Raw genomic sequence first — 12,732 nt, 5'->3', positions numbered from 1 at the left:
CAGAAAAATTGTGGCTGAAAAAAGTTACAATCTATCTCATGCTGATATTGATGGTCTTCATCAGTGCAGTATTTGTGGTATTTCAGGTATTTGAATACCGTCAGGATAACAGAAAGCTGAGTACCTATCTGCGTGAAAGGGATGACCTGAATGCAGAGTGGGGGCGTTTGCTGATTGAGCAGCAAACTTTTGGCGCGACGGCACAGATCGGTACGCGTGCAGTGACACAGCTGCGTATGTATTCACCTCCGGTTTCACAAAGTGTCGTGATTTCCTTACCACAAACTTCAGATGAGAAAAAATAAGGCTAGCGTTCCGACATGGTAGACAAGAGAAAGAAGCAACCGGTACGTAAAAAACAATCGGTCACCGACAAAAATGCCTCAAATGTTTATATCAATCGTTTTTACATCATGTGGGCGGTGGTGCTGCTGTGTTTTGTGACACTGATTTGCCGTGCTTTCTATGTACAGATTATTAATAAAGATTTTTTGCAAAATAAAGCCAATGCCAATATTTTAAGAACCAATACCATCAAGGCGATGCGTGGCGTGATTTATGATCGTAATGGTATTCCATTGGCGATCAGTACCCCGATCATGAAAATTGTGATTGATCCACGTGATTATTTTGACAATAAAAAACTTTATGATGAAACCATGCTGGCGCTGGAAAAAGAGCCGAATAGCCGCAAACTGAAACGTCAGTTACCGGATAAAAACCTGAATCTGGATGAGCTGGCTGATGCAGTCGGTATGGATCGGGCAGAACTGCGTAAAAAAATGCAAGAACGTCCGCGTTCACGTTATCTGATCCTGAAAAAAGAAGTTCCGCCACAACAGGCCGAACTGATCATGAAGCGTAATTTTCAGGGCGTATATACTGAGAAAAACTATAAACGTTATTATCCGCAGCCACAGCCGAACTCTCAGATTATTGGCCTGACCAATAGCGAAGGCAGCGGCATTGAAGGTCTAGAAATGCAGCTGAATAGCCGTCTTTCCGGAAAAGATGGCGAACAGCAGATCATTCGCGATAAAAAAGGCAACCGGGTCAAAGAACCGGAAGTGATTAAAGAGGTTGAACCGGGCGAAAACATTACCTTAAGTATCGACTCGCGTTTGCAATATATTATGTACCGTGAGCTGACCGCGGCCGGTGTCGCCAATAATGCCCGTTCAGCGACTGCGATCGCTGTTGATGTCAAAACCGGTGAAATTCTGGCGCTATCATCATGGCCATCGTATAACCCGAATGATAAAAACAGCCTGCTCAACAAGGATGCCATGCGTAATCGTGGTGCAGTCGATTCTTTCGAGCCGGGTTCGACTATGAAGCCGCTGACCGTGGCAATGGCGCTGGAAAGTGGCAAATATACGGCGAATTCAGTGGTGAATACCACACCGGGCAGTATGCGGGTCGGTAATCATACCATTCGTGATACGCATAACTATGGTCAGTTGACCTTGGGTGGCATTATCCAGAAATCCTCTAACGTTGGTGTGGCAAAACTGGCCTTATCGTTGCCGTATGAAACCTTACCAACCTTCTATAAACGTCTGGGTTTTGGTCAGCGTTCAGCGGTGAAATTCCCGGGTGAAAGTGCCGGTTTGATTCTTCCACCAAGCAAATGGAATGTATCAGAAGTGGCGACTATGTCCTATGGTTATGGTCTGAACGCCACCGTGTTACAACTGGCCGATGCCTATGCCATGTTGGCCAATAAAGGCGTAAAAATGCCGCTGAGCCTGTACAAGCTGGAAGAGCAGCCGCAGGGTGAACAGATGATCGATGCCAAGATTGCCGATCAGGTCCTGCTGATGATGGAAACTGCAACCTTGCCAGGTGGTACAGCAACTCGCGCCACCATTCCAGGCTATCGCGTGGCAGGTAAAACCGGTACTGCACATAAGCTGCGTGCTGACCGTAAAGGTTATTCAACCAGTGAATACCGGGCTTTATTTGCCGGCGTAGCACCAGTCAGTGATCCACGGATTGCCATGGTGGTGGTAGTAGAAAATCCACAAGGCACTTACTATGGCGGTACGGTATCTGCACCAGTCTTTGCCCGCGTGATGCAGGAATCCTTGCGTCTGCTGAATGTCCCTCTGGACAAACCTTTAGAACCTCCCAAAGTCCAGTAAATAGGTGATCAATGTCTATTACATTTCAAGATATCTACACCCCTCACGATGTCGCTGACTGGATGAAGCAATCCTTTCAGGGCTTCGAGCTGGATAGTCGTAAAGTTAAACCAGGACAGATTTTTATTGGCCTGACCAGTCTGTCACAACCGGAAAAAACTGCTCAATTTGCCCAGAAAGCTTTGGATCAGGGTGCATTGGCTGTGATTTCAGAAACTAAGCTGGATGTATCTCCAAATCTGGTGGTGGCAGATGTACGTCATCTGATGGGGCAGTGGCAAAAGCAGTATTTGCAAGCTACTCAACCTGTTCAAGCTGTTCGAATTCTGGCAGTTACCGGCACCAATGGTAAAACCACGATTTCTCGCTTGGTGGCTGAATTCATCATGCTGCAAGGTAAAGCCTGTGCAGTGATGGGTACCACAGGTAACGGGATTTTGCCAAATCTGGAAGCGTCTTCGCATACCACCCTAGATGCCTTGCAACTGCAAAATGCCCTGCATGGCTATGCGCAGGCCGGTGCGGAATTTGCCTCGATTGAAGCCAGTTCGCATGGTCTGGAACAAGGTCGCTTGAATGGCTGTAATATCGAGATTGCAGGCTACAGCAATTTGAGTCGTGACCATCTAGATTATCATGGAACGCTGCAAGCTTATGCAGAAGCAAAGTCTGGTTTATTCCGGTTTGAATCTTTAAAAGTGGCTGTCATCAATATCGATGATGAACATGCACAGATCATGCTGGATGCTGCGGAAAACAATCCGGCACAGCCTAAAATTTTGACTTATTCCACCAAGCAAAAAGCGGATTATCAGGTTCAGGATATTCAGTACAGCATTTCAGGTGCGACCTTTAAACTAAAAACTGCTTCTGCTGAATATATGGTTAACAGTCCATTGCTGGGTCATTTCAATATTGAAAATCTGGTCGCCAGTCTGATCATGGTGGAGCAGGCCGGATTTGACTTGGAAAGTTTGATTGCAACTGTGCCACAGCTCAAAGGTGCACCGGGCCGAATGCAGGTGCTACATGATGGAGAGCGCTTGTTTGTGGTGGATTATGCCCATACCCCGGATGCCCTGACTCAGGTTCTAGTGACCTTGAAACGGCATGTCTCACAAAATCTATGGGCAGTCTTCGGCTGTGGCGGCGACCGTGATCGCGGTAAACGTCCACTGATGACTCAGGCTGCTTTAGACGGTTCGGATATCGCAGTACTCACTTCGGATAACCCGCGAACCGAAGATCCGGCACAAATTTTTGCTGATATGAAAAATGGCATCGATTTTTCCGGCAAAACCTATCATGAAATTCATGACCGTCGTGAAGCGATCAAGTTTGCGGTTAAACACGCACAGGCGGGTGATATTGTGGTGATTGCAGGAAAAGGGCACGAAAATTATCAGGAAATTGATGGTGTACGTCACTGGTTTGATGACGTGGTCGAAGTGCAAGCTGCGATTGATGCCCAGCATTGCAGTACAGATTCAGCCTATTCAGCGCATTAGGATTCAGATATGCATACCTCAACAACAAGCACTGCGGCGCTGGAGCCGTGGAGCATAGAACAATTACAGCAGGCTACTCAAGGCTACTGGCTGAATGATAAAAAGCCTGCAGGCCAGATCAAGCGAATTTTGACTGATTCACGTGATGCAGAATCAGGTGATGCTTTTCTTGCGCTGAAAGGTGAGCGTTTTGACGCGCACGACTTTATTGCTCAGGTGGCCGCTCAAGGTTGTGAAATTGCCATTGTCAGCCGTCCGGTGGATGCTGATATTTGCCAGTTGGTGGTGGAAGATACCCGTTTGGCATTGGGACAGTTAGGTGCTTATCGCCGTCAGCAGAATCCTCAACTCAAAGTCATTGCCTTGACCGGCAGTAGTGGCAAGACCACGACTAAAGAAATGCTGGGAAGCATTCTGTCGCGTCTGGCACCGACCTTGGTTACGCGTGGTAATTTGAATAATGACCTCGGCGTGCCGGTAATGTTGCTTGAGCTGCGTCCTGAACATCAATATGCGGTGATGGAACTCGGTGCGAGTCATCAGGGTGAAATTGATTACACCTCGAAAATGGTGCAGCCGCATGTGGCCGGGATTATTAATATCGGGACTGCGCATTTAGGTGAATTTGGCGGCCGTGACGGAATTTGCCGTGCAAAATCCGAGATCTATGCACATATCTCTGAGACTTCGATTATTCCCGCTGCCGATGATTTTGCTGAAACCATTCGTGCTGCAGTAAAAACTGAAAAAAGCTTGAGTTTTGGTGCTGGCGGTGAAGTCTATGCCAGCGATATGGTGCTTGAAGCTCAATCTTCAAGCTTTACACTGAATACACCACAGGGCTCGAAAACAGTTCGTTTACCATTTGCCGGCGAGCATAATGTCGAGAATGCCACAGCTGCCGCTGCATTTGCCCTGGCGATCGGTATTAATCTTGATGATATCGTGGCTGGCCTGGAACAGGCAGTGGGTGCGAAAGGTCGTCTGAACTTTATTCCGCACAAAGACTATTTATTTATTGATGACACCTACAATGCCAATCCGGGTTCGATGCGTGCAGCAGCAGAAGTGTTGGCACAACAGCAAGGCATCCGGATCATGGTCACCGGCGATATTGGTGAACTCGGTTCATCTGCCGCAATCGAGCATTACAAGCTCGGTCGGGATCTGGTCTCGGTGAAAGGCATTAATTTTGTGGTGGCTGTAGGTGAATTTGCGCCGGCCGCACAAGAAGGTGCCCGTAGTACACAATATGGTAAAAAAATGCAGGCTTTCCTGAATCAGGAGCAGGCATTACCGTTTTTAATTCGTTTGATTGAAACACATCAACCTCAGCCGATGTCATTCCTGTTTAAAGGGTCGCGTTTTACCCATATGGAAACATTGATGGCTGCATTGATGGAGAAACTCTAAATGCTGTTATGGCTCTTTGAACATTTGGCGGGCTTTGACAGCACGTTTCAGGTGGTTCGTTATTTAACTTTACGTGCTTTGCTCAGTGTCTTGACGGCATTGACCATCGGTCTGGTGCTCGGTCCTGTAATGATTCGCAAGCTTCAGGCGCTGAAATATGGTCAGGCAGTCAGCTCGTATGCCCCTGAAAACCATGCTAAGAAAATGGGCACGCCGACCATGGGCGGGGTGCTGATCCTGCTTTCGATTGGTATCTCAACTCTACTCTGGGCAGATCTTTCCAATCCTTATGTCTGGATTGTGCTGGGTGTGATGGTGATTTTCGGTGCCGTTGGCTGGGCCGATGACTGGATTAAAATCCGTTATAAAGACAATGCGGGTTTGCCTGCGAAGAAAAAATTCTTCTGGACTTCAGTGGGTTCGTTGGGTGCTGGTATTGCTTTGTATGTCATTGCACAGCAACAGACCAATCCGGTGCATACCGCGAATATGCTGGATCTGCTGATTCCATTCTTTAAAGACCTAAGCATTCCATTATCGATGATCCCATTGGGCATTGGTTTTATTATCTTTACCTATTTCGTGATTAACGGTGCCTCCAATGCCGTGAACTTGACTGATGGTCTGGATGGTCTGGCAATCATGCCAATCGTGCTGGTTGCTACAGGTTTGGGCGTATTTGCCTATTTGGCCGGTGACGTGCGCTTTGCCAATTATCTGCATATTCCTTATGTAAAATATTCGTCTGAACTGGTGGTGGTCTGTGCTGCCATGATCGGAGCGGGTCTGGCTTTCCTTTGGTATAACGCCCATCCAGCCCAAGTATTTATGGGGGATGTCGGTGCTTTATCTCTCGGTGCAATGCTCGGTACGATTGCCGTCATGGTTCGTCAGGAAATCGTATTTGCGATTATGGCTGGTGTCTTTGTCGTGGAAGCGGTTTCAGTATTCCTGCAGATTGGTTCATTAAGAATGCGCAATAAACGTGTATTCCTGATGGCGCCGCTACATCATCATTATGAAAAGAAAGGCTGGCGTGAAACCCAGGTGGTGATCCGTTTCTGGATTATTACGATTATGCTGGTAGTTTTAGGTCTAATGACCTTAAAATTGCGCTAAGAAATGCATTGGAAAAAGTCGGCGCATGCCGGCTTTTTTGTTTTGGAGAAAATGATGAATTTACTCATGTGCCCAGTCTGTCGCCAGCAGTTGAGCTTAAATGAAAGAACATGGCGCTGTGAGAATCATCATAGTTACGATGTCGCCAAACAAGGCTATGTGAACCTGCATGTGGTTCAGCACAAGCATAGTAAAAATCCGGGAGATACGCCTGAGTCTGTGCAGGCACGTCGCGCATTTCTCAGTGCAGGTTATTATGCGCCTTTGCAACAGGCTGTCGTAGAGAAGATTCGCGAGTTGCGGATTGAGAACCTTTTGGATATTGGTTGTGGGGAAGGCTACTATACCGATGCCATGCAGGCCGAAGTGCTGCAATGTGTTGGGGTCGATATTGCCAAGAATGCGGTTCAGGTCGCAGCCAAACTGAATAAAGAGGTGACTTGGGTCGTGGGAACCGGAGCGACTTTACCAGTATTAGATGAGTTGATTGATCTGTGTACCAGCTTGTTTAGTCCAATTCCCAAACAGGAAATCCTGCGAGTTCTAAAACCAAAATCTTATTTGATGGTGGTGACACCAGCCCCACAACATTTATATGCTATGCGTGAAGCGCTGTTTGAAGAAGTGAAACCACATGAGCCGCAGAAGTTTGTTGAGCAGTTACAAGATGAATTTAATCTGGTTAGTGAGCAGGTGATTGATGCGCCAATGGTTTTGCCACAGGCTGATTTAAAAAACCTGATTGCGATGACGCCATATGCTTATAAGGCCAAACCTGAACGTCGTTTAGCACTTGAACAGCAGGATCAGTTTGAATTACTGGCTCAATATCAGATTTACCTGTTTCAGAAAAAATAAAAAATGCATATAAAAAAAGCCCTCAACTGAGGGCTTTTTTATATCTTCAGATTACTGGACTTCTTCGATCAGATTTTCCAGAGAATCTACCCGGTTCGGCTGAAGAGGCTGTTCTTGAGGTGCAGAACCTTCATCATCTGGTAAACGAATCGGTTGATCTGGTAAATCCTCAAAGTCAGTTTCTGTGCGTTTCGGGACGACCACAGGTGCAGGACGGTAAAGTGCTGTCGCCATAGGTGGAGAAGACGGATCATTCTGCTGCTCATCAGCCTGAACCACCTTATTACGATTTACCGGTGCCTTGGCATTGCGGTCTAAACGGACCCATGCTTCCGGCTGGCCTTTTAATGCCTTGCCCATAAAATCGGTCCAGATCGGTAGAGCTGCCACACCACCATATTCACGGCGACCTAAAGTGGTTGGCTGATCAAAGCCTACCCAGGTCACGGTGACTAACTTACCATTGAAACCTGCAAACCAGGCGTCTTTGGCATCATTAGTGGTACCGGTCTTCCCGCCGATATCACCACGACCAATTCTTAATGCAGCACGGCCAGTACCATGCTGAATCACATCACGCAAAATGTTGGCCATGTCATAGGCAGAGCTGGATTTTAAAATACGCTGTGCCTGACGATAATTACTGTCTTCGGCAGAGACTTTAGGTGCAGGCTGTTTTTGCTCTAAAGTTGTATTGTTAATTGCAATTGCTTCGTCATCTGCGGTAATAGGGTCAGTGGCTTGAACTGTTTCTTCTTTTTCATTAATACATGAAATACAGGCATATTCAGGCTTGGCTTCAAAGATGGTATTGCCATAGGCATCTTCAATACGGGTAATAAAGTGCGGTTGGATTCGGTAACCGCCATTGGCAAAGGTAGCATAGCCAGTCGCCATCTGAATCGGGAGGACCTGCGGGGTGCCTAATGCAATAGTATAGTTACGTGGAATCTGACTGTCTTGTAAACCAAAATCCATGAATAACTGACGTGTACGTTCAATCCCGACGGCCTGTAATAAGCGCACTGAGACTGTATTACGTGACAGATAAAGTGCACGACGTAGGGGGATCATGCCCAGATAACGGCCATCCGAGTTACGTGGCGTCCATTTGCCAATGGTAATGGGTGCATCATTGACCATAGTATGCGGCGTCATGCCACGTTCTAAAGCCAGGGCATAAACAAAAGGCTTAATGGTAGAGCCGGGTTGACGCCAGCCTTGGATTGCACGGTTAAATTTCGACTGATAAAAGTTATATCCCCCGACAATGGCTTCAATCGCACCATTATTTGGATTGATGGCAATCAATTGTCCTTGCACATTGGGGATCTGCACCAATGACCAAGAGGTTTTATTTTCATTGGGTCTTAAGCGAACAATGTCTTTGACTTTGACAATCTCGGATGCTTTGCTCGGTGCACCACCTACACTGTTAACGTTTCGAAAGCGACGCGCCCAGGACATACCTGACCAGGGAACAGTCACGCTGCTTCCATCCTGCATGAGTGCTTCAAAACTGGAATTACCCACCTGAGTTACTTGCGCAGGATAGGTGTTGGCATAGGCACGGAACTTGTCGAGGGGTTGATCATGTGCTTCAGCACCACGCCAGCCATGTCGACGGTCATAAGCCTCTAAACCTTCTTGTACCGCTTGCTCCGCATAGGCCTGACGTTCACTATGGATGGTGGTATAAACTTTATAACCAGAATCTACCGCCTGTTCACCAAAGTTTTGTACCAGTTCAGAACGCACCATTTCACCGACATAAGGGAATTTGTTTCGGGTGCTCCGGTCAGGCATATCCAGATTAACCGGTTCAGCAATGGCTTGCTGATACTGGCTCTGATTTAAATAGCCCAGTTGCAGCATACGGCCCAGAATCCAGTTACGACGTTCCAGGGCGCGCTTGGGATTGGCGACCGGATTATATCGAGAAGGTGCTTTAGGCAGGCCAGAGATCATGGCCATTTGTGCAATTGAAAGCTCTTCTAAGCTCTTGTTATAGTAAATTTTAGCTGCTGCTGCGATGCCGTAAGCATTTTTTCCCAAGAAAATTTTATTGACATACAAGGTCAGAATTTCTTCTTTAGTTAAGTTTTGCTCAATATTACGGGCCAGAAAAATTTCTGTCAGTTTACGCTTCAGCGTCCGTTCAGGGCTAAGGTAATAGTTTTTTGCCACTTGCATGGTAATGGTCGAACCACCGGTCTGTACATCCGAGCCGGTCACCGTCTCACTGAGTGCGCGTCCCAAGCTTTTAAAGCTGATCCCGCTATGCTCAAAAAAGCTGGAATCTTCAGCGGCGAGGAAAGCATGAATAAACTCGGGCGGAATTTGTTCATATTTCACGGGAACAGAAAGCTTGCCTCCATATTCGGCAATTAATTCATTATCTGAACTAAAAACTTGTAAAGGCTTTAATAAAGGGGCCTTTTTAAGCGTAGACATTTCAGGCAAAGATGGGGCAATATAGAGATACATGCCATAGAAACCCATCGGAATTGAGATCAGTATAATGATAATGATCAAAAAAAATGGATGAACAAGGCCTGAACAAGATAGCTTTTTCATAACAAGTAAGTTTTAATAAGAGCTAATGGCGAACTAATTACCGGTCAGTATATCCTGTCGATATCCATATTGTTAGATGAGTTATTGTATCTATATAAAATTATAGACTGGACCAATTGGTAAGTTAGATTGAATTGGGGACAAAAAAATAATAGGAAGTGTATTGTGCGCAGGTTATATCGTAAACCAAATAAGGGGTTAATAGGAGTCGATATTAGTTCGACTTCTGTTAAGGTTTTAGAACTTTCTGTAAAAAGTGGCCGTTACTGGGTAGAGAGCTATGCTTTGATCCCATTATCGGAAAACAGTGTTGTTGAAAAAAACATTTTAAACCCAGAAGCAGTCGCTGATGCCCTTGGGCGTGCAATTAATTTGGGTAATACCCAGTCGAATCAGGCCGCTTTTGCGATTCCAACTTCAATGGTCATCACCAAAATCATTGAGATGGATGCAGACATGTCAGATGATGAACGTGAAGTTCAGATTCGTGAAGATGCGGAACAATATATTCCTTTTCCACTCGATGAAGCGAGTCTGGACTTTGAAGTTCTGCCAGACCGCCTTTCCAATCCGAACCGGGTCAATGTGCTGCTGGTCGCGACACGGATCGAAAATGTCGAAGCACGTTCTGAAGTTTTAGAGATTAGCAGTCTAACGCCTAAGATTGCAGATGTAGAAAGTTTTGCGCTGGAAAATGCCTTTAAGGTATTTTCGGACACTTTGCCGATGGGGGTCAATACGGTTGGTATTTTAGACATTGGTCATAGTATGACGACCTTGTCGGTGATGCAGAACAACAAGATTATTTATACTCGTGAGCAGGTGTTTGGCGGCAAGCAATTGACTCAGGAAATTCAGAATCGTTATGGATTATCCTTTGAGGAAGCTGGACGTGCTAAAAAAACCCGTGCCTTGCCGGATGATTATGATATTGAAGTCCTAGAACCCTTTCTGGATGCCGTGGTGCAACAGGCAGCCCGTTCATTGCAGTTCTTCTTTTCATCTTCTCAGTTTAATGAGATTGACCATATTTTACTGGCCGGCGGGAATGCTAATATTCCAGGTCTGGCAAAATTATTACAACAAAAACTCGGTTACCGTGTCACGATCGCGAATCCATTTTTGCAAATGGGCTTTTCTCCGCAAATTGATATTAAAAAAATTGAAAATGACGCGTCATCACTCATGGTTGCATGCGGTTTGGCATTAAGGAGTTTTGATTAATGGCAAGAATTAACTTACTTCCTTGGCGTGATGAGCTAAGAATTAAAAGAAATAATGAATTTGTGGCAATCTGCGTGGGGGCGCTTTTCTTGGGATTAGCGGCAGCAGGTTCAACCTGGTTTTATTATGATCACAAACTTCAGGATCAGGAGCAGGCCAATCAGCTGATTCAAAGTACCAACCAGAATCTGGATGTGCAGTTAAAGGCGCTTGAAGGTTTGCAAGAGCAGCGTAATGCGATTGTTGAACGGATGAAACTGATTCAGGGTCTACAAACTCAGCGTCCGATTGCGGTACATTTGATTGATGAAATTGTACGGGTGACCCCAAGCAATATGTATATCACCAAATTCCAGCGTACCGGTGACAAGTTTACCATTGAAGGTCGGGCTGAGAGTCCAAATACAGTAGCAGAACTGCTCCGTAATCTGGAGGCTTCATCTTGGTATCGAAATGCCTTTATGAACGCTTTCCTGGTGGCTGAAGAAGCAAAAGAAAAGGCACCGAGCTCTATTATTCCACGTGTGGAAGAGTCCTACGGTAGTTTTACCGTGACGGTAGATCTGGATCAGATCGCTCAGCCAGTACTTAACGAAGAACAACAAGCAGTCGCTACAACTACGGGGGCATCATCATGAGTAATGAAGAATTCGATGAGTTCAGCCAGGATGTCGTCGCTGTACCCAAAAATAAAATGACTGTTGAAAAGTTTTTTCAGCAATTCAATACATTGGATCCAAATAACTATGGTAGCTGGCCTTTGTCGGTCAAAATTACCTGTTGGATTTTTATTGTTGCACTGGCCTTTGCAGTGATTTACTTTGTCATGATCAGAAGTACAATTGAATCGATTTCACAAGCCAGTGCCCAAGAACAAAACCTGCTGAATGAATTCCGTGAAAAAGAATCCAAATTACGCAATTTACAACAATATCAAATTCAGCTTCAGGAAATGGAAGCCCGTTTTAACCAGCAGTTAGAACAGTTGCCAAAAGAAACTGAAATTCCAGGTCTAGTTGAAGATATTAATCTGAGCGGTGTGAATTCAGGCTTGAAGTTTAAAAATATCCGTCTGGAACCTGAAATTAAACAAGAGTTCTTTATTGAGCAGCCAATTGCGATTGAAGCCACTGGAGATTATCACGCTTTTGGTTCTTTTGTAAGCAGTATTGCCGGCTTATCGCGTATTGTCACGCTGCATGATTTCACCATTACCGGTACTGAAAACAAAGAGAAAAAATCTGAAATTCCGGTCATTGATTATGTGGTGAAAGCCAAAACTTATCGTTATGTTGGTAATGCGGAAGGCGCTGCAGTGCAGCCTGCAGCTAATAGTACTACTCAGGGGGCGCAGTAATGAAGAACATTAAAATTACTTCAGCTTTAACGCTTGGGTTTTTATTATTGGGATGTGATTCACGCATTGATGCAGTCAATCAGGAAATGGCCAATATTCGTAATCAGCCGCCTTTACCGATTGAACCTGCGCCTGATTTTATGCCAGTTGAAACCTTCAACTATGCAGCACATCAGATCAAAAGTCCTTTTTTACCAAGCTCTCTGGCTGCCGAACTGAAAATTATGGCGGGGAAACGGGTTTATCCAAACCTATCACGTCAATTGCAACCGCTAGAAAGTTATCCGCTCGAAACGTTGACCATGAAAGGCAGCATGCGCAATCAGGCAGGACAGATTCTGGCTTTAATCCAGACACCTGATGGTGAGGTTGAGCGGATTCAACGTGGTAGCTATATGGGACTTAATCATGGTCGTGTGGTTGGAATTACACCAACACAGATCGATTTGATTGAGATTATTCCAGATGGCCGTGAGGGATATGTGGAACGTCCGCGAAGTCTGGTTCTTATCGGGCCGGCGCCATAAGTTTT

Annotated in this window: 11 protein-coding genes; 10 read left to right on the top strand and 1 reads right to left on the bottom strand. The window is 45.7% G+C overall.

The genetic code is table 11. The features are described 5' to 3' along the window. The first annotated feature begins 38 nt into the window (after positions 1–38). From ftsL to I6L24_RS02355, 6 genes are read left to right on the top strand one after another with little or no spacing between them, the layout of a single operon-like run. Positions 39–305: a cell division protein FtsL gene (ftsL, locus tag I6L24_RS02380; RefSeq protein ID WP_370940785.1), complete on the top strand. Its 267-nt coding sequence runs from the start codon at positions 39–41 to the stop codon at positions 303–305. Between the two features lie 15 nt (positions 306–320). Beyond that, on the top strand, positions 321–2,144 hold the full coding sequence (ftsI, locus tag I6L24_RS02375; protein ID WP_086044379.1) for a penicillin-binding protein PBP3: 1,824 nt from the start codon (positions 321–323) through the stop codon (positions 2,142–2,144). Positions 2,145–2,155: 11 nt separating this feature from the next. Beyond that, complete coding sequence (locus I6L24_RS02370; protein ID WP_216986386.1) at positions 2,156–3,652, top strand: UDP-N-acetylmuramoyl-L-alanyl-D-glutamate--2,6-diaminopimelate ligase; 1,497 nt, start codon at positions 2,156–2,158, stop codon at positions 3,650–3,652. 9 nt (positions 3,653–3,661) lie between these two features. Next, complete coding sequence (locus I6L24_RS02365) at positions 3,662–5,065, top strand: UDP-N-acetylmuramoyl-tripeptide--D-alanyl-D-alanine ligase (RefSeq protein WP_184412770.1); 1,404 nt, start codon at positions 3,662–3,664, stop codon at positions 5,063–5,065. Then, positions 5,066–6,184 carry a phospho-N-acetylmuramoyl-pentapeptide-transferase gene (gene mraY / locus I6L24_RS02360; RefSeq protein ID WP_004644946.1) on the top strand — a complete coding sequence of 373 codons (1,119 nt, stop codon included), beginning with the start codon at positions 5,066–5,068 and terminating at the stop codon, positions 6,182–6,184. Positions 6,185–6,238: 54 nt separating this feature from the next. Then, positions 6,239–7,042 (top strand): putative RNA methyltransferase, encoded by an 804-nt coding sequence (locus I6L24_RS02355; RefSeq protein WP_085064368.1) that lies wholly within the window; start codon positions 6,239–6,241, stop codon positions 7,040–7,042. Between the two features lie 51 nt (positions 7,043–7,093). Here I6L24_RS02355 and ponA read toward each other — a convergent pair whose 3' ends face one another. Beyond that, entirely contained in the window at positions 7,094–9,619 is a 2,526-nt protein-coding gene (gene ponA, locus I6L24_RS02350; RefSeq protein ID WP_216986385.1) for a penicillin-binding protein PBP1a, read from the bottom strand. A gap of 165 nt (positions 9,620–9,784) precedes the next feature. Between ponA and I6L24_RS02345 the strand changes: the two genes are divergently transcribed. From I6L24_RS02345 to I6L24_RS02330, 4 genes are read left to right on the top strand one after another with little or no spacing between them, the layout of a single operon-like run. Then, positions 9,785–10,843 (top strand): pilus assembly protein PilM, encoded by a 1,059-nt coding sequence (locus I6L24_RS02345; protein WP_004644949.1) that lies wholly within the window; start codon positions 9,785–9,787, stop codon positions 10,841–10,843. Next, positions 10,843–11,481 (top strand): PilN domain-containing protein, encoded by a 639-nt coding sequence (locus tag I6L24_RS02340; protein ID WP_180180631.1) that lies wholly within the window; start codon positions 10,843–10,845, stop codon positions 11,479–11,481. Before I6L24_RS02345 ends, I6L24_RS02340 begins: the two co-directional genes overlap by 1 nt. Next, positions 11,478–12,200: a type IV pilus inner membrane component PilO gene (locus tag I6L24_RS02335; protein ID WP_216986384.1), complete on the top strand. Its 723-nt coding sequence runs from the start codon at positions 11,478–11,480 to the stop codon at positions 12,198–12,200. Before I6L24_RS02340 ends, I6L24_RS02335 begins: the two co-directional genes overlap by 4 nt. Then, on the top strand, positions 12,200–12,727 hold the full coding sequence (locus I6L24_RS02330) for a pilus assembly protein PilP (RefSeq protein ID WP_004732447.1): 528 nt from the start codon (positions 12,200–12,202) through the stop codon (positions 12,725–12,727). Before I6L24_RS02335 ends, I6L24_RS02330 begins: the two co-directional genes overlap by 1 nt. Positions 12,728–12,732: the final 5 nt, after the last annotated feature.

The sequence above is a fragment of the Acinetobacter lwoffii genome (assembly GCF_019048525.1).
Lineage (GTDB): Bacteria > Pseudomonadota > Gammaproteobacteria > Pseudomonadales > Moraxellaceae > Acinetobacter > Acinetobacter lwoffii_K.
Note: the sequence above shows the minus strand (reverse complement) of the source record. Positions and strands in the feature narration are given on the sequence as shown.